At 75.5% G+C, this 20210-nt stretch carries 22 protein-coding genes and 1 tRNA gene; 10 read left to right on the plus strand and 13 right to left on the minus strand.

Translation table 11 applies throughout. The features are described 5' to 3' along the window. Positions 1 to 212: 212 nt before the first annotated feature. The 4 genes from ACFT41_RS06005 to ACFT41_RS06020 form a co-directional block, all read right to left on the minus strand. The gene (locus ACFT41_RS06005; protein WP_377587014.1) at positions 213 to 887 is read right to left on the minus strand and encodes a hypothetical protein; all 675 of its coding nucleotides are present in this window, start codon (positions 885 to 887) and stop codon (positions 213 to 215) included. Between the two features lie 197 nt (positions 888 to 1084). Next, positions 1085 to 1819, minus strand: a complete 735-nt coding sequence (locus tag ACFT41_RS06010; RefSeq protein ID WP_377587013.1) for a YcnI family protein — start codon at positions 1817 to 1819, stop codon at positions 1085 to 1087. Between the two features lie 18 nt (positions 1820 to 1837). Continuing rightward, a complete protein-coding gene (locus ACFT41_RS06015; RefSeq protein ID WP_377587012.1) occupies positions 1838 to 3511 on the minus strand; it encodes a copper resistance CopC/CopD family protein in 1674 nt (557 codons plus the stop codon). Between the two features lie 118 nt (positions 3512 to 3629). Continuing rightward, a complete protein-coding gene (locus ACFT41_RS06020; RefSeq protein WP_377587011.1) occupies positions 3630 to 4274 on the minus strand; it encodes a zf-HC2 domain-containing protein in 645 nt (214 codons plus the stop codon). Between the two features lie 108 nt (positions 4275 to 4382). Here ACFT41_RS06020 and ACFT41_RS06025 point away from each other — a divergent pair, with 108 nt between their 5' ends. The 4 genes from ACFT41_RS06025 (at position 4383) to ACFT41_RS06040 (ending at position 7395) form a co-directional block, all read left to right on the plus strand. Then, on the plus strand, positions 4383 to 4997 hold the full coding sequence (locus ACFT41_RS06025) for a sigma-70 family RNA polymerase sigma factor (protein WP_377587010.1): 615 nt from the start codon (positions 4383 to 4385) through the stop codon (positions 4995 to 4997). A gap of 91 nt (positions 4998 to 5088) precedes the next feature. Beyond that, entirely contained in the window at positions 5089 to 5610 is a 522-nt protein-coding gene (locus tag ACFT41_RS06030) for a MauE/DoxX family redox-associated membrane protein (protein WP_377587009.1), read from the plus strand. After that, entirely contained in the window at positions 5603 to 6319 is a 717-nt protein-coding gene (locus tag ACFT41_RS06035) for a DsbA family protein (protein ID WP_377587008.1), read from the plus strand. Before ACFT41_RS06030 ends, ACFT41_RS06035 begins: the two co-directional genes overlap by 8 nt. Further along, positions 6316 to 7395 carry a hypothetical protein gene (locus tag ACFT41_RS06040; protein WP_377587007.1) on the plus strand — a complete coding sequence of 360 codons (1080 nt, stop codon included), beginning with the start codon at positions 6316 to 6318 and terminating at the stop codon, positions 7393 to 7395. The genes ACFT41_RS06035 and ACFT41_RS06040 overlap by 4 nt, the downstream gene beginning before the upstream one ends. Here the strand turns inward: ACFT41_RS06040 and ACFT41_RS06045 are convergent. Genes ACFT41_RS06045 through ACFT41_RS06060 form a run of 4 tightly spaced genes read right to left on the minus strand, consistent with a single transcriptional unit; the run spans position 7385 to position 10105 of the window. Beyond that, positions 7385 to 8143 (minus strand): energy-coupling factor ABC transporter ATP-binding protein, encoded by a 759-nt coding sequence (locus ACFT41_RS06045; RefSeq protein ID WP_377587006.1) that lies wholly within the window; start codon positions 8141 to 8143, stop codon positions 7385 to 7387. The genes ACFT41_RS06040 and ACFT41_RS06045 overlap by 11 nt on opposite strands. Then, the gene (gene cbiQ, locus ACFT41_RS06050) at positions 8140 to 8910 is read right to left on the minus strand and encodes a cobalt ECF transporter T component CbiQ (protein ID WP_377587005.1); all 771 of its coding nucleotides are present in this window, start codon (positions 8908 to 8910) and stop codon (positions 8140 to 8142) included. Before cbiQ ends, ACFT41_RS06045 begins: the two co-directional genes overlap by 4 nt. A gap of 11 nt (positions 8911 to 8921) precedes the next feature. Beyond that, on the minus strand, positions 8922 to 9389 hold the full coding sequence (locus tag ACFT41_RS06055; protein ID WP_377587004.1) for a PDGLE domain-containing protein: 468 nt from the start codon (positions 9387 to 9389) through the stop codon (positions 8922 to 8924). Further along, entirely contained in the window at positions 9386 to 10105 is a 720-nt protein-coding gene (locus tag ACFT41_RS06060; protein WP_377587003.1) for an energy-coupling factor ABC transporter permease, read from the minus strand. Before ACFT41_RS06060 ends, ACFT41_RS06055 begins: the two co-directional genes overlap by 4 nt. 241 nt (positions 10106 to 10346) lie before the next feature. Between ACFT41_RS06060 and bcp the strand changes: the two genes are divergently transcribed. The 4 genes from bcp to ACFT41_RS06080 all read left to right on the plus strand — a co-directional run bounded on the left by bcp (position 10347) and on the right by ACFT41_RS06080 (position 12506). Continuing rightward, complete coding sequence (gene bcp, locus ACFT41_RS06065; RefSeq protein ID WP_377587002.1) at positions 10347 to 10823, plus strand: thioredoxin-dependent thiol peroxidase; 477 nt, start codon at positions 10347 to 10349, stop codon at positions 10821 to 10823. Between the two features lie 223 nt (positions 10824 to 11046). Next, positions 11047 to 11628: a pyridoxamine 5'-phosphate oxidase family protein gene (locus ACFT41_RS06070; RefSeq protein WP_377587001.1), complete on the plus strand. Its 582-nt coding sequence runs from the start codon at positions 11047 to 11049 to the stop codon at positions 11626 to 11628. Between the two features lie 80 nt (positions 11629 to 11708). Beyond that, positions 11709 to 11796: transfer RNA gene (locus tag ACFT41_RS06075), tRNA-Leu, on the plus strand. Positions 11797 to 11957: 161 nt separating this feature from the next. Further along, the gene (locus ACFT41_RS06080; RefSeq protein ID WP_377587000.1) at positions 11958 to 12506 is read left to right on the plus strand and encodes a GNAT family N-acetyltransferase; all 549 of its coding nucleotides are present in this window, start codon (positions 11958 to 11960) and stop codon (positions 12504 to 12506) included. 8 nt (positions 12507 to 12514) lie between these two features. Here ACFT41_RS06080 and ACFT41_RS06085 read toward each other — a convergent pair whose 3' ends face one another. Further along, the gene (locus ACFT41_RS06085) at positions 12515 to 13558 is read right to left on the minus strand and encodes an expansin EXLX1 family cellulose-binding protein (RefSeq protein WP_377586999.1); all 1044 of its coding nucleotides are present in this window, start codon (positions 13556 to 13558) and stop codon (positions 12515 to 12517) included. Between the two features lie 72 nt (positions 13559 to 13630). Next, on the minus strand, positions 13631 to 14464 hold the full coding sequence (locus ACFT41_RS06090; RefSeq protein ID WP_377586998.1) for a class I SAM-dependent methyltransferase: 834 nt from the start codon (positions 14462 to 14464) through the stop codon (positions 13631 to 13633). Between the two features lie 115 nt (positions 14465 to 14579). On the opposite strand from ACFT41_RS06090, the gene ACFT41_RS06095 reads away from it, so the two are divergent. Then, on the plus strand, positions 14580 to 15638 hold the full coding sequence (locus tag ACFT41_RS06095) for an LCP family protein (protein WP_377586997.1): 1059 nt from the start codon (positions 14580 to 14582) through the stop codon (positions 15636 to 15638). A gap of 81 nt (positions 15639 to 15719) precedes the next feature. After that, positions 15720 to 16517, plus strand: coding sequence for a DUF4253 domain-containing protein (locus tag ACFT41_RS06100; RefSeq protein WP_377586996.1), 798 nt, complete (start codon positions 15720 to 15722; stop codon positions 16515 to 16517). A 27-nt stretch (positions 16518 to 16544) separates the two neighbouring features. Here the strand turns inward: ACFT41_RS06100 and ACFT41_RS06105 are convergent, their stop codons facing one another. The 3 genes from ACFT41_RS06105 to ACFT41_RS06115 are packed head-to-tail and all read right to left on the minus strand — an operon-like array spanning position 16545 to position 20195. Further along, on the minus strand, positions 16545 to 17663 hold the full coding sequence (locus ACFT41_RS06105) for an endo-1,4-beta-xylanase (RefSeq protein WP_377586995.1): 1119 nt from the start codon (positions 17661 to 17663) through the stop codon (positions 16545 to 16547). Then, positions 17660 to 18886, minus strand: a complete 1227-nt coding sequence (locus ACFT41_RS06110; RefSeq protein ID WP_377586994.1) for a polysaccharide pyruvyl transferase family protein — start codon at positions 18884 to 18886, stop codon at positions 17660 to 17662. Before ACFT41_RS06110 ends, ACFT41_RS06105 begins: the two co-directional genes overlap by 4 nt. Next, positions 18876 to 20195, minus strand: a complete 1320-nt coding sequence (locus ACFT41_RS06115) for a lipopolysaccharide biosynthesis protein (protein WP_377586993.1) — start codon at positions 20193 to 20195, stop codon at positions 18876 to 18878. Before ACFT41_RS06115 ends, ACFT41_RS06110 begins: the two co-directional genes overlap by 11 nt. Positions 20196 to 20210 lie beyond the last annotated feature (15 nt).

Below are 20210 nucleotides of genomic sequence, written 5' to 3' on the forward strand. Positions count from 1 at the left end.
CTTTGTGTCTTTCGCGTCTAATCTCACCAATCCCTCGGCAAACCCCGGGGCCCCCGACCCCCGGGTGCTGGGGGCCCTCGGTGTCGGCAGCACGGAGGGCCGCCGGCTTGGGAGCAAGGAAGGGCCCCTTGTCAACGCCTGAGGTGGAGAGGGCTTCCCTGCTCACCTCCCGCGCCGGCACCGGGTGCCGGCGGGTGCGACGCGACTGCGGGTCAGGGGCGCTGGCGGCGGGCGCTGGGCGTGGCGGGGCGGATACGGCGCGGCTCGATGCGTACCGGCTCGATGCGTACCGGACGGGTGGTGGCCTCCGGTGCGACCGGCGGCCAGGCCGGCGGGCCCGGTAGAGCCGACGATGCCGGCCCGGACCACGACGCCGAGCGGGCCGACGACGCCGAAGGGACCGGCGGGGACGGCGGCGGGGTCAGGTCCGCGAGGGTGGCCGGGCGCCGGGCCGGGGCCGGCCCCAGCGCGGGCCGGAGCCGGTCGGCCGACGCCCCCACCGCGACCAGCTGCCGGTCGGCGGGGACCTCCGGGGTGGGCTCGGGGCGCGCGCCCAGCCCGCCGAGCGAGGTCACCCCGAGCCGGCCGGCGAGCACCGGGACCTGGTCGGGCTCGACCACGAAGACCACCTCGCGCGGTCGCGCCGGGCGCAGGAGCAGCGCGGCGGAGGCCACCAGCAGGACGCCGAGGGCGGCCAGCAACCAGGCGGCCGCCGGGAACCAGTCGGCGGCCTCCCGCGCCTGGAGGGCGACCGCCCCGAATCCGACGGTGAACCCGCCGGCGGCGTCGGGCTGCCGGGACAGGACGCCGAGCGCGCCTGCGGCCAGTGTCGCCGGAATACCGATGGTGAGCAGCAGCATGCCGACGAGCGCGCGAGCGATCCGCATCCGTGTCGTCCCCTTCCGTGGCCTGAGTACCCGGCCGACCTTACCGGCGCAAAAGGAGCAATCAGCCCAATATCGTGAGCAACGGCGCAGGAGGGTGGCCGGAAACGGGCCGACCCGCCGGGTGGACCGGCGGGCCGACAAGCAGAGCAGGCCGACAGGCAGGGCGGACGGGGAGGCGACAGGCAAGGTGGCAGGGATCAGCTCGTCTCGGCCGGGCCCCGCCTCGTACGGGCGAACGCGAGCCCGCCGAGGACCAGCCCGGCCAGCCCGGCGACCAGCCCGGCGACTCCGAACGCGAGGCCCGCCCCGCCCTCGGAGTCGTCGTCATCGTCCGCCGCCGCGACCGGGGCGGCCGAGGCCGAGGCCGGGACGCCCGCCGACGGGGCGGCGGCGGTCAGGGTGAGCACCGGGGCCGGCTTCTCCGGCTCCTCGGCCCCGGCGGTCGGCTCCTCGATCCAGCGCACCACCGTGCCGTCGGAGTACGTCTGGAGCGCCTTGAACACCATCGTGTCCACCTGCGGCAGCGGCCCCATCGACACCGGGAACTCCTGGAACTGGCCCGGCTTCACCGCCGCGTCCCCGGTCGCCGTCCAGGTGATCTTCGCAACCGCCTCGGTGACCTCGCTGCCGTGCACCTGCACCGGTGGGTCGACCTTGCGCTTCTCCACCGCCACCGTCCAGCCCGGCACCGGCATCGTCGACACCGAACCGACCGGCGCGTTCTCCGGCAGCACCACCTCGATCTTCGTCGTCGAGGCCTCGTCGCTCTCGTTCGGCACCCGGAACGCGAACCGGCCGTAGCCGCCCTGCGTCGCCTCCTTCGGGTTGACCGAGACGTGCGCCGAGGCGGGCGCGGCCACACCGAGCACCACGGCGGCGACGGCACCGAGGGCCAGGGCGGCGGCGGTTACGGAACGCCGGTGACGGAGCATGGGTGGGACCACCTTTCGTTAACGGATCGGCACGGTGGCGCTCACCGTGGCCTGGTCGATGTCCGAAATCCGGACGGTGAAGCGGAACTGCCAGTCCCCCGAGGCGGGCAGGTTGATCTCCCCGGACGCGTGGTTGTCGGTCAGCGGCAGCAGCGGGATCTCGATCGGCTCGATCCCCGCCGACGGCAGCGCGGCGGTCGCCTTCCACTCGGCCACCGGCTGCGGCCGGTTGTCCGACGTGTACGCGTACAGGTGCATCGAGTTGTTGCCCCGCCCGGCCGGGTCCAGCTCGACCTGGAGCGAGTAGAGCGGACTGGACAGCGTGGTGGTGAAGAAGGTGTCCTGCGTACCGGCCACGTCGGCGGCGGTGGTGCGCGCCGGCGGGGTCTGCACCAGGGTCGCCGTCACGCCGAGCACCACGGCCGTGATCGCCAGCTCCACCCAGACCGCCCGCCGCACCGGGGCCGGCCGGGCCGCGGCGGTGCGCCGACGCACCAGCGCCCGGGAGTACGCGGCCACGGCGATCACCAGCGCGAACAGCCCGATCTTGGCCAGCACCAGCCGCCCGTACGTGGTGTCGAGCAGGGCCGCCGGGGTGGCCACCTCGATCAGCGCCTGCACGGTGCCGGCGAGCAGCAGCGCCGCGACCGACAGCGCCGCCCAGCGCGACCAGACGGGCAGGATCGCGCCCAGTTCCCGCTCGTCGGCCAGGCGCAGCAGGAAGCCGCCGAGCATCGCCAGCCCGCCCAGCCACACGGCCATGCTGCCCAGGTGCACCGCGTCGACCACCACCGACACCGCTGGCGCGGGCGAGGCCGCCGGGTGCCCGGCCAGCGGCCAGGTGAACAGCGCAGCCCCGCCGAGGACCGCCAGGATGATCGCGTCGGTGCGCCCCACCGGCCCGGCGAAGAGCGGGCGAAGCAGGAAGACAGCCGCCGCGAGCAGGCCCAGCCGGACCAGGTGCGTCGTCCCGTACGTGCTGCCGAGCACGTCGCCGAGGCCCGCGCCGGTCACGTCGAAGAGCCCCCCACCGGCGGTGTAGGGCACCTGGAGCCACAGCTCGGCCAGCGTGGCGAACGCCAGCACGCCGAGCCCCGTCCAGGCGAGCCGGGCCGGGCCCCGGCGCTCGAGCCGGCGCGGCCACAGCGCGCCGAGCACCAGCGCCGGGCCGACCAGCAGCAGCAGCCCCGCGTAGCCCAGGTACTTGGCGACCTTGACCCCGGTCTCCACCACCGGGTCGGCCCGGGTGTCCGTCCCGCTGTCCGTCGGCGGGGTCGACGGTGCGCCCACCGACCAGGTGAACGCGCCGGAGACCGGGTGGCTGTCCGCCGAGATCACCCGATAGCTGATCAGGTACGTCCCGCGCCCCGCGGACGGATCCACCGGCACGGTCACCACGGTGCCGGAGAAGGACGGCTCGCCCCGGTCGGCCCGCGCCCCGTCCGGGGCGATCACCCGGATCTTCCCGGCCACCTTTCGCACCGGCTCGCTGAACGTCAGCACCACCTCGGACGGCCCGCTCGGCACCACGGCGGAGGCGACCGGGCTGCTGCTCACCAGTACCGCGTGGGCGCTCGCGGGGGTGGCCGGGGCCAGCAGCAGGGCGACGACGGTGACCAGCAGACCGGCGAGCGCGCCGAGGCGCGCGAGGCCGCGGGGTGGCCGGAGATTGGCAGCAGTCATGCCGGCCATGCTCGCCGATGAACAGGTAGATCGGCGAGCCCGTCCCGCCCGCGCGCCTCCGAACTTCCGCCGTCGCCGGCCCGCTGCGGTCGGCCTCACCCGCGTCCCACCGGGAGAGCGGTTCGCGTCATCCGCGCCCCGCCGCGACGGCGAGCCCCAGCGGGCGGTCCGGCTCGCCGCCGGTGCGCCCCAGCGCCCAGAGCAGGCCCGCCTGCACCACTGCTGCCAGGTGCCCGGCCTCGTGCACGAGAGCGGTGGTCGAGTTGGCGATGTCCAGCGCGCTGGTGGCCGCCAGACAGATCGCCAGCACCAGCGCCACCGGCAGGAAGGCCCTGGCCCGCTCCGGCCGCCACGCGGCCAGCGCGAAGCCCACCGCGAGCGCCACGTCGAAGGAGGCCATCTCGCGGCCGGTGTGCGCGTCCGCGCCCACCCCGAACCCGCCGACCAGGACGGGCAGCGCGACGGCCAGCTGGGCGACCGCGGCCACCGCCACCGCCACCCGCAGCAGCTGGCGCCGGGCGCGCACGGTCGCGGCGGCGGTGGCCCGTGCCGTGGCCCGCTCGGCGGCGGCCGCCGCCAGCACGGACGCGGTGAGGTCGGGCACCCGCACCGGGCGTAGCCGGGTGAGCCGGGTGACCTGCTCGGCGCCGGCCAGCCAGGACCGGCAGCCCGGGCAGGAGCCGGTGTGCGCGTCCAGCGCCGCCGACGACGCCTGCGGGTCCTCGCCGTCCAGCCGCGCCGACAGCGCCACGCGGACGTCGTCGCATGTCATGCGGGGGTAGTCGGACAGCGCACCGGAAAAGTTCCCGGAGTGGGCCACGTCATGGCAAGGGTCGAAGGACCCTGCCCGCCGCCGGTACGCCGCGTACCGTGGTCTGACGTGATCCCCGCGCCGCGCGAGCCCGCCGCAGTCGGTCCCACCGACCCGGCGCACAGTCGTGCCCGCGGCCCGGCGGCCGGGCGTGAACCCGACCCGGCGACCGGCTGGGCGCTGGCCGCCCGCGACGGCGATCCCGCCGCCCAGGCGGCGTTCGTCCGGGCCACCCAGGCCGAGGTGTGGCGGTTCGCCGCCGCGCTGGTCGACCCCGACAACGCCGACGACCTCACCCAGGAGACCTACCTGCGGGCGTTCCGGGCGCTGCCCGCCTTCGCGGGGCGGTCCAGCGCCCGCACCTGGCTGCTCGGCATCGCCCGCCGCGCCTGCGCCGACCACCTGCGCGTCGTGGTCCGCCGGCGGCGGCTCGCCGAGCGGCTGGCGAGCCACGCCCACTCCGACGTTGCGCACCCGGACCCCGCCGGGCAGCTCGGCGCCGCCGACCTGGTACGCCGGCTGCCCGCCGAGCGGCGCGGGGCGTTCGTGCTCACCCAACTACTCGGCCTGTCGTACGCCGAGGCCGCCGCCGTGGAGCGGGTGCCGGTCGGCACCATCCGCTCGCGGGTGGCCCGGGCCCGCCACGACCTGGTCGAGGCGGCCGGCGACGCGCTGGCCGGATGACCGGGGACATCGCGCATGCATGACCGGGAAGACCGCGCATGACCGGGAACTTCTCCGCGACCGGGAACCTCCGTCGGGCGAGGGACGACCAATGACCGTGATCACATCGAACAGCGGCGCCGCCCGCTGGGCCGTCGTCCGGCCCTGGCTCGGCGTCGCCGCCCGGCTCGGCCTGGCCGCCGTCTGGCTGATCGCCGGCGGGGCCAAGGTCGGCGACCTGGCCGCCTCCGGGCGCGCCGTCAACGCGTACCAGGTCATGCCGTACGACGTCGCGACCGTGATCGGCGCGGCGCTGCCCTTCGTCGAGCTGGCCCTCGGGGCGCTGCTGCTGGTCGGCCTGGCCACCCGCCTGGCCGCCGGGATCTCGGCGGCCCTGCTGGTGGTCTTCGTCGCCGGCATCGCCTCGGCCTGGTCGCGCGGCCTGGCCATCGACTGCGGCTGCTTCGGCAGCGGCGGGCAGCTCGCCGCCGGGCAGTCACCGAGCTACCTCCCGGAGATCCTCCGGGACCTGGGATTCCTGGCCCTGGCCGGGTTCCTGCTGACCTGGCCCCGCACCCCCGTCTCCGTCGACGGCTGGCTCGCGGGCGCACCCGTGGAGGACGAGGATGAGTAGTCGCAAGGGGCAGAAGAACGCCGCCCGCGTGGTCCGGGAGCAGCTGGCCCGGGAGCGCCGGCGCAAGCGGACCCTCTGGACGTCGCTGGTGGCGGTCGCCGTGCTGGTCATCGCCGGTGGGATCGGCTGGGCCGTCTGGTCCGGCCAACGTTCCGACACCTTCACCGCCCCGCCGGGAGCGACCGAGGCCGGCACCGGCATCGCGTACGGGACCGGCCCGGTCACCATCGACCTGTACGAGGACTTCCTCTGCCCCGCCTGCAACCAGTTCCAGCAGGCCAGCGGCGCGACGATCGACCAGCTCGTCAGCGAGGGCAAGGCGCGGGTGGTGTTCCACCCCGTGGCCTACCTCAACCGCTACTCCACGACCGAATACTCCACCCGCTCCTCCGCCGCCTCCGGCTGCGCCGCGAAGGGCGGCAAGTTCCCGGAGTACGCGAAGGCGCTGTTCGCCAAGCAGCCGCCCGAGGGCGGCGCCGGGCTGAGCGACGACGAGCTGGTCGACATCGGTGCGGGGGTCGGGCTGGACCGGGACGACTTCGCCTCCTGCGTCTCCGACGGGACGTACAAGGCGTGGACCGAGCACGTCACCGAGGACGCGAGCCGGGCGGGGGTCACCGGCACCCCCACCGTCAAGGTCGACGGCGCGGAGGTCCAGGACCGCTCGCCTGCGGGCCTCACGGCGGCGGTGGCGGCGGCCGGCAAGTGATCCCCGCCCGGCTGGGCGGCGTCCTCGCCGGGCTGGTCGCCGTCCTCGCCACGGCGACACCGGCCGCCGCGCACGGCGGGGAGTCGCCCGACGGCACGGACTACCGGGCCGGGGTGACCGGCATCGCGCCGGCCCGGCCCGGGCTGACCGCCCGCGTCGTGGAGGGCGGGGCGCGGCTGGAGCTGGTCAACCGCACCGGGCGGCCGATCGAGGTGATCGGCTACACCGGCGAGCCGTACCTGCGCGTCGGCCCGGACGGGGTGTACGAGAACAGCCGCTCCCCCGCGACGTACCTCAACCGGACCCTCGCCGGGGACACGGCCCTGCCCGCCCAGGCGGACCCGGCCGCCGCGCCGGACTGGCGGCGCGTCGGCGACGGGCCGGTCGCCCGCTGGCACGACCGGCGCGCCCGCTGGCAGGAGCCCGCCCCACCGGCGGTGGTACGCGCCGACCCGACCCGCGAGCAGCGGGTCCGGAACTGGGCGGTGCCGCTGCGCGACGGTGCCGAGCCGGTGGAGATCCGGGGCACCCTCGACTGGGTGCCGCCGCCCGACGCGTACCCCTGGTGGGTGGCGGCCACGCTCGGCTTCCTGCTGATCGGCTCCGCCGGGCTGCTGGCGGCCGGCACGCCGCTCGGGGTGCGGACGCTGGCCGGGGCCGGCGCGGCGCTGGCGGCGGGCGGGGCGGCCGCGATCGTGTTCACCGTGGGCCGGGAGCTGGACGCGGGTGCCACGGGCGTCGGCGGGGTGCTGGTGGGCCTGCTCGGCGGGCAGGTCTGGGCGCTGCTCACCGGCCTCGGCGCGCTCGCCGCGGGCGGGTACGCGCTGGCCCGTCGCCCCGCCGCCGACTTCGCCCTCGCGCTTTCCGGTGCCTGCCTCGCCCTCTTCGCCGGGGTCACCAACGTCGCCGTCCTGGCCCGCTCGGTCCCCCCGGTCCCCTGGCCCGGTCCCCTGGCCCGCGCCCTGCTCGTCCTGATCCTGGCCACGGGCGCCGGTGCCACGGCGGCAGGCCTGCTCCGCCTCCGCGCCGCCGCCCACCCCGCCACCACCGCCCCGGCGGAGGCGGTCAGGGGGTGAAGCCCTGGGGGAGTTCCAGGCGGTGGGTGGACAGGAGGGGGGCGTTCCTCAGCAGGATGGGGGTGTCTGCGTCGGCGACGATGCGGCCGGCGTCGAGGATCACCGAGCGGTCGCACAGCTCCAGCGCGTAGGGCAGGTCGTGTGTGACCATCAACAGGGTCACCGGCAGGCCGCGCAGGATCTCGGCCAGCTCCCGGCGGGCCGCCGGGTCGAGGTTGGACGACGGCTCGTCCAGCACCAGGATCTCCGGATGCATCGCCAGCACGGTGGCCACCGCCACCCGGCGGCGCTGCCCGAACGACAGGTGGTGCGGGGCCCGGTCCCGGTGCTCGCCCATCCCCACCGCCGCGAGGGCCTCGTCCACCCGGGCGGCCAACTCGGCCCCGCGCAGCCCCAGAATGGCCGGGCCGAACGCCACGTCCTCGGCGACCGTGGGCAGGAAGAGCTGGTCGTCCGGGTCCTGGAAGACGATCCCGACGCGGCGGCGGATCTCCGCGAGGGTGTCCCGGTCCCGGCTCACCGTGAGACCGCCGACGTTCACCGAACCCGAGGCGGCGGTCAGGATGCCGTTGAGGTGCAGCACCAGGGTGGTCTTGCCCGCGCCGTTCGGCCCGAGCAGCGCCACCCGCTCGCCGCGTGCCACGGTCAGGTCCACCCCGTGCAGGGCGACGTGTCCATCCGGGTACGCGTACCGGACGCCGCGCACGTCCAGGGAGGGGGGAGCGGGATTCTGCACGTACCCGATCATGTCAGGGCGACGGCGGTCGCGGCGATGCCGGCCGCGACCAGCGGCACCGTCGCCCCGACGAGCCACTGCCCGGCGCTCGCCGCGCCCGCGCCCTGCCATACCGCCGGCATCCGGCCGGAGTAGCCGCGCGACAGCATCGCCAGGTAGACCCGCTCGCCGCGCTCGAACGCGCGCAGGAACAGCGCGCCGACCCCGGCTGCGAAGCCGCGCAGCTGCCACAGGAAGCGCGGGTCGTCGCCCCGGGAGACCCGGGCCACCCGCATCCGGCGGGCCTCGCCGACCAGCACGTCCAGGTAGCGGAGCATGAAGGTGGCGATCTGGGTGACGATCTGCGGGCAGCGCAGCCGGTCCAGGCCGACGATCAGGTCCCGCGTCGTCGTGGTCGCGGCCAGCAGGAGCGACGCGAGTACGCCCAGCGTGCCCTTCGCGACGATGTTCCAGCCGCCGAGCAGCCCGTCGACCGACAGGGCCAGCCCCGCCACCTCGACCCGCTCCCCCGCCCCGAGGAACGGCAGCGCGAACGCGAAGAGCACGAACGGCAGCTCGATCGCCGCACGGCTCAGCAGCCAGCCCGGAGCCACCCGGGCCAGCACCGCCACGGCGGCGACCAGCAGGGCGTACCCGCCGAACGCCCAGAACGCCGTGCGGGGGGTGGCCACCACGGCGAGGGTGAACAGCACCATCGCGGCGATCTTCACCTCCGGCGGCAGGCGGTGCACCGGGGAGGCGGCCTCCCGGTAGAGCACGTGCGCGTGACCGGCCCCCATCGTCGGGCCGCCTACCGGGACCGCGCCGCGCGCGACGCGTCGCCGGCCGGGCTCCCGGCAGCCCGCTCCTCCGGCTGGTCGGCGGCTGGCCCACCGCCGGACCGGTCGGAGTCCAGCCGTTGAGGATCAGCGGTCGACGGCTGCGGGCCACGGCGACGCAGCAGCCAGAAGACGCCGCCGCCCACGGCGAAGGTGAGCAGCACGCCGAGCACCCCGGACAGGCCGGTGGAGAGGAAGTCGTTGTCGAGGCCGCGCACGCCGTAGTCGGCCAGCGGGCTGTCGGCCAGCTCGTGGTCGCGCTCCCGCTGGGCGGGGCAGCTGCCGCCCGTGATCTCCCCCTCGGCGTCGACCGTGCAGCCCGTGAGCAGCGACGAGTCCAGCCCGTCGGGGTGCGCCGAGGCGTAGTTGCTCACCACGCCCGCCAGCAGCAGGGCGACCAGCAGCCCGCCGACGACGAAACCCCAGGGACGCTTGCTCATCGGGCACCTCCGGCGACCGGGACGACGGGAGCCGGCGCGGCCGGCTTCAGGGCGCGCAGCGCGTACACGAGATCGGGGCGCACCTTCGCGACGGTGACCACCGTGGTCGCGGTGATCAGGCCCTCGCCGATGCCGATGAGCAGGTGGACGCCGGCCATCGTGCCGGCCAGGCCGGCGAGGTTGCCGCCCAGGTCGGTGGTGCCGCCCAGCCAGTACTGGAGCACGAAGCCCTGGGACGCCACCACGACGCTGACCAGCGCCGAGACGAAGGCGGTCACGCCGAGACCGGCCGGGGTGCGGGGCAGCACCCGCAGCAGCAGGGCGATCAGCAGGTACGCCGCCGCGGTGCCGAGGACCGCCATGTTGGTGACGTTCAGGCCGAGCATCGCCACCCCACCGTCGCCGAAGACCAGCGCCTGCACGACCAGCACGACCGCCACGCAGAGCGCGCCGACCCACGGGCCGACCAGCAGCGCGGCGAGCGCGCCGCCGAGCAGGTGGCCGCTCACCCCGGCGGTGAGGATCGGGAAGTTGAGCATCTGGACGGCGAAGATGAAGGCGGCGACGAGGCCCGCCATCGGGGCGAGCCGGTCGTCGAGGTCGCGCCGGCCGCGCAGCGCGCAGAGGGTCAGCACGGCCAGGGCGAAGGCGGCGAAGACCGCGGCGACCGGGCCGTTCACGATCCCGTTGGAGATGTGCATCGCCAGGGTTTCCACTCGACCTCCCGGAGCCGGCGGGAGGGTCCACGCCGGCTCGGCCCAGCCTATTTCCAGCGACATGCTGTTGCCAATGGCTGGCAACAAGGCGGAGGCGTTGATCACTCGCGGGCGGGCCGTCGCGCGCGGCCGGGCCGCCATGTCGGCGACATGGGACCATCACCAACCCAGGATCCCGCGATGTCGCCGACATGGCGGGCGGCGTCGGCCCGGCTGCCCGGGGCAGCGGTAGGGTTCGGCCATGACCGCGCCCGCCCGCCTCAGCCCTGGTGACCCCGCGCCCGAGTTCACCCTGCCGACCGACACCGGCGAGACCCTCTCCCTGGCCGACCTGCGCAGCCGCACGGTGATCCTGTACGCCTACCCCGCCGCGATGACCCCCGGCTGCACCAAGCAGGCATGCGACTTCCGCGACTCGCTCGCCTCACTCCGGTCCGCCGGCTACGAGGTGGTCGGCATCTCCCCGGACAAGCCGGAGAAGCTGGCGAAGTTCCGCGAGCGGGACGCCATCACCTTCCCGCTGGTCGCCGACGCCGACCGGGCGGTGCTCACCGCCTACGGCGCGTACGGCGAGAAGCAGTCCTACGGGCGCACGGTGACCGGGGTGATCCGGTCCACCTTCGTCATCGACCCGGACGGGAAGATCGAGCGGGCGCTCTACAACGTCAAGGCCACGGGCCACGTCGCCAAGCTGCGCCGCGACCTCGGCCTCGACTGAGCAACCGGGCGAGCGGGCGAGCGGGCGACCGGCGACGGCTTCCCGCCCGAGACCCCGCACCGGGGCACAACGGCAAGCAGCGAGATAGCCGGGCGGTCACCCACTGCCGATACTTTCCTGGTAGCGATCAGACTACGGCCGGTGACGCCGAGGGTCGCGGGCCCCGTCGTGAGTGGGCACCGGGGCGAAACGGCTGCCGGCATCCGCGCAGGGAGGGGCAGCTGTGGACTACGCCGAGATCGTGCACCTGGTGAACACCGATCCGGTGGCGCAGACGTTGTTGGAGTCGCCGGTCGCGATGCGGCTCGGCTACGTGGGCCTGGACGGTCACCCGCGCACGGTGCCGGTCGCGTACCTGTGGAACGGCGAGGCGTTCCAGTTCGCCAGCCCGACGACCGCGTACAAGGTGCGGGCGATCACGGCACACCCGCAGGTGTCCTTCAGCGTCGACACGTACTCGGCCGAGGTGCGGCAGAAGATCGCGGCGAAGCTCGGCCCGACCGTCTCCGACTACACGCCCGTCGTCATGCTGGTCCGCGGCACGGCATCGATCGAGGTCCACCCCGGGGTCCCGGACGTGCACGTCAAGGCGTCCTGGCGGATGTTCGCGGACAAGAGCCTGGCCCCGGGCTGGGAGCAGCAGAAACGCGCGCACACGACCGACATGGCGGTGATCACCATCAAGCCGACCCACATCACGCTGTGCGACTTCGTGACCCGCTTCCCGCCGCCGGTCGAGATCAACGCACCCGCCCACAACCCGGCCCACGGCACGGGCGACAGCGCACCGGTCGGCGTCAGCTGACGCTGGCGCGTAGCCGGACGACCCGCCTGCCGGGCAGCGCTAACCCGAGGGCGGCCGGACCCTCTAGACTCCTCGGGCAGGCGGGAGTGGTGGAATCAGGTAGACACGCAGGATTTAGGTTCCTGTGTCCGTGAGGACGTGGGGGTTCGAGTCCCCTCTCCCGCACCAAAGTCTGATCGCACCTCAGCAACGGCAGCCGGCCGAGTAGTCGGCCGGCGCTGTCGTTCCTCCGGGGGGGGCTTGCGACCAGGATCAGCCATGTTCCATGCGGCTGTTGCGCGTATCACGATCATGAGGTCACCGGGGGGCGGCGGGGCCAGGATGGCGGCGTGAGCCTGCGTATCGTCCTCGACCCCGACCTCACCGCCGAGCTACGGGAACAGGTCGTCGCCCTGTGGGTGGACGTCACCAACGCCGGCGGTGCGGTCGGCTTCGTCGCGCCGGTCAGCTCAGCCGACGTCCGCCCCGTGGCCGAGGCGACGTTCGCCGGCATCGTCGACGGCCCGGACCGGCTGCTCGTCGGGTACGACGGCGAGCGTCCGGCCGCCGTGCTGGTCTTCGCCGACAACCGGTTCGACCTGAAGGCACACTGGTGCGTGCTCAAGCGGGTGATGGTGCACCCCGACGCCCAGGGCCGGGGGTACGGGGCGGCGCTGATGCGGGAGGCCGAACGGCTCGGCCGGAAGCTGGGCCGGGCGGCGCTGCACGTGACCGTGCGGGGCGGGTTGGGGCTGGAGCGGTTCTACGCGCGGCTCGGGTACCGGGAGGTGGGCCGGCTGCCGGGCGCCCTGCGGGTCGCCCCGGGCGACGACCGCGACGAGATCCTCATGTGGCTCGACCTCGCCCCCGGCAGCCCCGAACCTAGCCCAAAGACGTGACCCGCGGGTCAGTGGCCGCCGCAGCGGTCCGCGGGCGCGTCGACGGCGAGCGGCACCACGGCCGCATCCACCCCCGTCGCCTCGGCCGACGGGGCCCGCGACGGGGCGGCCGACGACGGGGGCGGTGACGCCGAGCCGGGCGTCGGTGAGGCGCTGGGCCGGGGCGACGCGGGACGCTTCGGGGCCGTCGGCCGGCCGCTGCCGGTCGCCGCGCCGCCGTACATCCTGACCGTGCTGCGCTGGACCTGCCCGGGGGCCAGCCGGATGCCGGCGGCCGTGACGCGGTGGCCGTAGACGTCGGTGACCCGGATCGAGTACGGGCCGGGGCCGGCACCGGACTCGATCAGCCAGTAGTTGTAGTCCTGCCGGGCGGCGGCGCGCCACCCGCCCGAACTGCCCTGCCGCACCTCCACCGCGCTCAGCGGGTTGCCGTGGTCGGCGACCAGCACGGCGAACCACCACTGCGAGGAGCCCTCCTTGATCCGGAACGTGAGCGGGCCGGGCAGCGGCGGGTCGACCACCGCCCGGTAGCTGACGGAGACGATGCCCTGCACCGGGTCGGCGATCCGCGCGAACGCCTCGCGGGAGAGGTCCAGGTGACCGGCCGCGCACTCGGGGCACTGGTCCATGACGAGGACGCGGACGGTGCCCTTCGGGCCCGTCACGTCGAGGTGGCCGCCGCAGGCCGCGCCGGCGGCGTACTCCGACGGGCCGAGCGCCACGTAGAGCCGGTTCGCCGGGGCGCTCGGGTAGGAGCAGTTGCCGCCGGCGCCCTTGGAGTCGTAGAAGGTCGCCTTGCCCTGGTGGACGGTCCCACCGACCGGCGGCGCGGCGGCGACCGGCGCGGCGACACCGAGGGGGGCTGCGACAGTGGGCGGGGCGGCGCAGGCGGGGGCGGCCCCGGCGCGCAGGGCCAGGGTCAGGCCGACCACGCCCGCGAGGGCGGCCACCCCGCCGGCGGCGAGCCAGCGGGACAGCCCGGGGCGCGGGGCGCGGCGGCGTCCCGGGCCGGCGGGGTGGAGGGCGTCCGTGGGTGCGCTTCCGTCGGTCACGCCGGTCGATGCTGCCGGACCCACGGCGTGCGGGACAAGCCGGCTAAGCCAAAGCTAAGACATGGTCGGGCCTCACCAGGCCGCCCCGATGCCGTCGCCCGGGTACCAGTGCCGGGCCGGGGTCTCCCGGTACGCGAGGAACCGCCGGCCGGTGCGTTCGGCGTGCTCGGCGAGGACGTTGGTGCTGGTGACGTTGTCGGTGAGCAGCAGCGCGCCGGGGGCGAGCCTCGGCTCGACGGCGTCGAACTCGCGCTTCTCGTGGCTGCGGCTGTGGTCGCTGTCGTGCAGGAATAGGTCGACGGGCCGGTCGAGCGCGCCGATCGAGGCGATGGAGTCCCCGACCACCAGGTCGACCACCCCGGACCAGGGCGCGGTGCCGGCCAGGTAGCCGGCCTCGGGGTTGATGTCCAGCGAGGTGACCCGGCCGGGGTGGCCCTCGGCGGCGTTGCGCAGCAGGGCCGCCGCCAGCACGCAGCTGCCCAGCCCTTTGTCGACGCCGGTCTCCACCACGTGGGCGGGGCGGGTGGCGCGGACCATGGCGTACCAGCCGATCCGGCGGGCGTAGCGGACCTGGCGGTCGGCCAGGCCCCGGCGGGACGCCTCGGCGGTGGCCCGCTCGATGTGCCGACGCAACTCGTCGTCGCCCTCGATCTCGGCGAACCAGCCGCGCACGCGGGCCACCGGCACGTCGCAGACGACGCTGACGAACCAGGACAGGTGGTGCCGGCTCAGCGTGGTCAGCTCGTACGTGTAGTTGTGGTGCTCCCGGGAGGTGACCAGCCAGCGGGCGGAGGCGCGCAGCACCTTGGCGTCGTGCCGGGCCACCCGGGCGAGCCGCTTGGGAAAGGCGGCGACCGGGGCGAGCCGGGTGCGGGCGATGGCCCGCCGCAGCTTCGTTGCGTCCACGGGAGGGTTGTACCAGTTCTCGGGAAACAACGGGTGGCGAACTTCACGGTCGCCCCGGCCCCGGCCGGCCGGTACGGGCACGTACGCGGCGCGGCGCGTCGATAGCATCGCCGCCATGTCTCGTCCCGATCAGGTCGCCGAACCGACCCAGGACGGCCCGCCCGCCGCCCCGTCCACACCGGAGGGTGCGGGGCCGCGCCCGAAGCGCCGCCGGTGGAGGCGGATCGCGTTGGTCGTGGTGCTGGCGGTGGCACTGCTGGGTGCTGGCGGCGCGGTCGCCGGAGGGCTGTGGCTGCGGTCGGTGGAGCGGGGCGTCGACCGGGTCGACGCGTTCGCCGAGGTGCCGGAGCAGGAGCGGCCGGCGGCGGTGGCCCGGGGCGCCCTGAACGTCATGGTCCTGGGCAGCGACTCGCGGGACCCGGACGGCACCGGGGGGTCGCGCGCCGACACCATCATCGTGGCGCACCTGCCGAAGGACCGGTCGAGCGCCGAGCTGATCTCGATCCCCCGGGACACCTGGGTCCCGGTCCCCCGGTCGGGCGACGGCCGGCACGGCGGCCGGGCGGCGAAGATCAACGCCGCGTACGCCTGGGGCGGGGTCCCGCTGATGGTACGGACGGTGGAGCAGTTCACCGGCGTCCGCATCGACCACGTGGTGCTGGTCGACTTCGCGGGATTCCGGGAGATCATCGACGCCCTCGGCGGGGTCGAGATCACGGCGGAGAAGACGTTCACCTCGATCCACCCCCCGTTCCGCACCTTCCGGCAGGGGTCGCAGCTGATGGACGGCGAGACGGCGCTGGACTACGCCCGGCAGCGCAAGCAGTTCGCCGACGGCGACTTCGCCCGGATCCGGCACCAGCAGCAGGTCATCAAGGCGATCCTCGACCGGGCCGCGTCCGGCGGCATCCTCGCCAACCCGGGCAGGCTCAACGCGTTCGTGCGGGCCACGTCCGACTCGGTCTCCGTCGACCGGGACATGTCGCTGCTGGACATGGCGACCCAGCTGCGCGGGCTGCGCGGCGGCAACCTGTTCTTCTTCACCTCGCCCACCCGGGGCACTGGCACCGTCGGCAGCGAGAGCGTGGTCTTCGCCGACGACCGCCGGGCGCACACCCTCTACGACGCGGTCCGCCGGGACGCCGTCAAGGAGATCATCGCCGCCGGCTCGTGACCGCCCCGCGTGAGGGCGGGGCCGAGCCGGGGCGCGGTCCAATCCCCGAGGACGTCGGACCCGGCCCGTAGGCTGCCCGCCGTGCCCGATGACCTGCGCCGGCTGCTGGACGCGCTTCCCGCCGGCAAGCTGCCACCCGGCCGCCTGATCACGCCACAGGCGGGCGGGCCGCCCCGATACTGGCTGAGCGACGGCCCGGTCGAGCCCATGCTCTGGGCGCGATTGCGGCGCGACCACCCCGGGACGGGGCTGTGGCCGCTGCTGCTGAGCGGCCTGCGTGGCGAGCCGCGCCGACCCTGGGTGGACGGGGAGGTGTCCCCGGCCCGCAGGTCGCCACGGGGCCGGCACGACCCGGCGGAGCTGCTCGCGCAGTGGTTTGACGACTGCGTGTCCGAGGAGGACGACGCCGAGCTGGCCGAGGCCACCGCCCCGTTCGGCCGGCGCTGGCCCGGCCTGGCTGCGCCCGGCGAGCCGAAGGAGCCAGCGGGTGACGTCGCCGACGGCCTCGTGGACTTCCTGCTCGGCGAGCCCGAATACCTCGGGGAGACCCGACTCGGGCTCGTGTCGGCCGCCCGCAGCGCGGACGCCCCGGCCGGCACCGGCTGGACCGGCCCGGTGCACCACCTCGACGACGGGGGTCAGCTCTCGGCGGTGCTGCGGAGCTGGGCGGAGCGCTTCGACGCGCTGGTGGTCGGGGTCGGCTTCGACACCCTCCAGCTCAGTGTGGCCGCCCCGCCGACCACCCCTGGGCACGCCCTGCGCGTCGCCGCCGAGCACCTCGCCTTCTGCCCCGACAACATCTGGCAGGGCAGCGGCTCGCTGGCCGCGTACGCGGAGGAGATCCGCGGTGCGCAGAACTGGGCGTTCTGGTGGGACTGACACCGACGGTCCACGTCCCGCGCGGCGTCAGCCGCCGGTGCGCCGCCGGGCCAGCAGCTCGTCGAGCAGCGCCGCGTGGGCCGGCTTCGGGCGGAAGTCGGCGTCGAAGAGGCAGGCGGCACCATAGCCGCGGTGGTAGCCGGGGATCCAGCTGCGGGCGTCGGTGAACCCCCACACGGTGACCGAGGCGCAGGCCGCCACGTCCAGGCAGGCGCGCAGCACCTCCCGGTACACCGCGGCCTGGCGGCGCAGCCCCTCCCCCGTCGCCGGGAGCCGCACCCGCACGTCCAGCTCCGTGACGGCGACGCGCACCCCCAGCGCGGCGAAGCGGCGCAGGTTGCCCCGCACGTCCTCGGGTGGCCGCTCGGCGTCCAGGTGCCCCTGGAAGCCCACCCCGTCGACCGGGACGCCGTCGGCGCGCAGCCGCCGCACCAGGTCCAGCAACGCGTCGGCCTTCGCGGTCCGCCCCTCGGTGCCGTACTCGTTGACGAACAGCTTGGCGTCGGGGTCGGCCTGCCGGGCCCAGCGGAACGCGTCGGCGACGTAGCCGGGGCCGAGCTTGCGCAGCCAGAGGGTGTCGCGCAGGGAGCCGTCCTCGGCGAGCACCTCGTTGACCACGTCCCAGGCCCACACCCGGCCCCGGTAGTGCGCGACGACGGCGGTCACGTGCCGGCGCAGTGCCTCCCGCAGCCGCTGCGCCGGCCAGTCCGGCGAAACCCACTCCGGCACGTCGTTGTGCCAGACCAGGGTGTGGCCGTAGACGGCCTGGCCGTTGCGGCGGGCCAGGTCGACGATCTGGTCGCCGCCGGCCCAGGCGTACACGCCGGGCGAGGGTTCGAGGTTGCGCCACTTCATCGCGTTCTCGGCGGTGACCGCGTTGAACTCGGCGGCGAGGACGCCCGGGTAGGCGGGGTCGAGGTTCAGGCCCCGGGGGTCGACCGCCGTGCCGATCAGCGTCCCGGCGGGGGCGAGCCCGCGCAGCGTCCCGCGCGCCGACGGGGCGTAGGCCGGCGCGGCATGGCCGGCGGGCGGGTCGCCGTCGCGGCCCGTGCCGAGGGCGGCCATCCCGGCGAGCAGGACCATCGCGACGACCAGCGGCGCCGCCACCAGCAGGCCGGCGGCGGTGAGCGGGCGCGGCCGGGTCACCGCCCCGACGGGCCCGGGCCGGGTGTGCGGGCCCAGGGCGCCGCCGTGAAGTTGCGCCGGGCGCGCTCGGCGTAGATCGCGCGCGGCAGCTCCGGCACGTCCTGAGTGGTGAGCAGGCCGGTCAGCGTGCGGGTCACCGCCGCCGCGTCGCCGGGCATCCGGGGCGTCCGCAGGGCCGGCGGCTGCCCGATCTCGTCGAGGAAGTCGTCGCACTTCTGCTGGTACGGCACGAGGGTGAACGGTACCCCCGCCAGGTACGCGAAGACGGCACCGTGCAGCCGCATGTGCAGCCCGAGGTCGCAACGCTTCATCTCGTCCCAGCAGGCCCGTACGCCGTCGCGGGCGGTGACCACCCGCACGTCGCAGTGCCCCGCGACGGCGGCCCGCAGCCGCTCGCCGACCCGCTCGTCGCCGTGCAGCGGGTGGGTGTTGAACACGAACACGGTGACGTCGACGGGCTCGGCGCGCACCAGCGCGCGTACCCCCTCGACCAGGGTGTCCTCGCGGCGGCGCAGGTCGGCGTCGGCGGCCTCGTGGTCGACGCCGAGCAGGGTCACGCCGAGGCGGGCCCGGCCGGTGGGGCGCGGCCGGCGCGGCGGGACCGGCTCGCCGAGCGCCTCGGGCAGCAGGCCGGCGAGGTCACCGGCGGGCACCAGCACCCCCGGGTAGCCGGCCCGTTCGAGGACCTCGGCGGAGGCGATGTCGCGTACCCCGATGAAGGCGACCCGGCGCAGGACGCGCAGCAACCGGCGCTCGGAGGCGGCGGAGACGAACGGGCCGACGGAGACCCCGACGGCGGCCATCGGGTGCCCGGACACCCCGGTGAAGAGCGAGAAGACCTTCTTCTCGCTCAGCGGGCCCATCTCGCGGAACACGGAGCCGCCGCCGAAGACCAGCATGGTGGAGCGGCGCAGCAGGGCGGCCTTGTTGAGCACCCAGCCGGCCCGGTCGGCGGTGCCGCGCGAGCGGTACCAGCGCGGGTCCATGCCGGTGCGCTCCGGCGGCAGGTCCACCATGGGCGGCGCCGCGAAGACGGGCTCCTCGGCTCCCCAGTAGACCCGGGTCGCCCAGTCCATGACCACGCAGAAGGCGTTGTCGCCGACGTTCTCCATGCCGTAGTAGCCGACGACCAGGGGTCGGCGGGCCACGGCGGCCGGCGCGGATGCTGGTGCGGGATGCGTGGGTGCCGGTTCAGGGTGCGTGGGGGTCGGTTCAGGACGCACGGGGAACCTCCCTGCTCAAGCGCCTGCGCAGGTCGCGCCAGGACGGCAGCGGGGCCGCGCCCACGACGCCCCGCCGGGCGGCGACCCAGAGCAGGCAGCAGAGTACCGCCTCCGCCAGCACGGTCGCCCCGGCGGCACCGCGCACGCCCCACGCCGGGACGGCCACCGCCAGCGCCGCCAGCAGCACCAGTGCGCCCACGGCCTGGTACACCACCTTGCGGCGCAGCAGCCCGCCGCTGGTCAGCAGCGCGGCCACGGCGGCGCCGCCGAACCGGAACGGCACCGCCAGCGCCAGCACCGCCAGCACCGGCGCGGCGTCCCGGTAGTCCGGGCCGAACACCAGCGGCAGGGCCACCAGGCCGCCGAGCGCCACCACCGCCGCGACGACCGCGCCGAGCAGCACCATCCCGGCGCTGCCCCAGCGGTACGCCAGCAGCACCGCCTCGGCGTCCGAGCCGGCCCAGCGGTGCAGCTTGCCCAGCAGATATTGCTGGTAGACGACCCGGGGCACCAGGTAGACGGCGGTGAGCACGGCCATCGGCACGGCGAGCAGGGCCGCCGCCGCCCCGCCGAGCAGCTCGGCGGCGAGCACCGTGCCGAGGTGGATGCCGAGCAGGTAGCAGACGTTGCCGAGCACGTACGGGGTGGCGGCCCCCACCAGTTCGCCCAGCCGGGGGCCGGGCTCGGCGGTGCGGGGCGGCGCGGGGGCCGGGTGCCCCTCCAGCGGCATCGCGCCGCGCCGGAACTCGCGCGACGCCAGCAGGCAGGCGGCGACGGTGGCCACGGCGACGACCGCGTACCCGGCCGCCGCGGCGACGACCGACAGCCCGGCCGCCCAGACCGCCACGGTGACCAGCACCCGGCCCAGGTGCGGGGCCAGCTGGAGCGCGGACAGGCCCCGGTAGTCACCGCGCAGCTGCCGCACGGAGCCGGCCAGAGCGAGGGCCGCCTGAGCCACCACGACGGTGGCGAGCAGGGCCCGCACCGCCGCCGCCGTGGTGTCGGGCAGCTCGGCGGCGCTCCAGGCCAGGATCCCGGCAAGCAGCACCGCGCAGGCCGCGCCGGCCAGCCGCAGCGACGGCCCCACCCAGCGGTACGCCCGCGCACCCTCCCGCCCGAACACCTGCAACCACAGCTCGGACACGCCGAAGACGGCCACCGGCGCGGTCAGCGACACCACGGCCAGCACGGCGGTGAACGAGCCGAAGTCGGGCCGCGACAGCGTGCGGGCGAGCAACACCTGGCTGCCGAAGGCGGCGAGGGTGACGCCGGCCTGGCTCAGCCCCAGCAGGCCGACCTGGGCCAGCATCGTGCCCGCCCGCCC

It is taken from the genome of Micromonospora sp. NPDC057141 (assembly GCF_042670805.1).
Lineage (GTDB): Bacteria > Actinomycetota > Actinomycetes > Mycobacteriales > Micromonosporaceae > Micromonospora.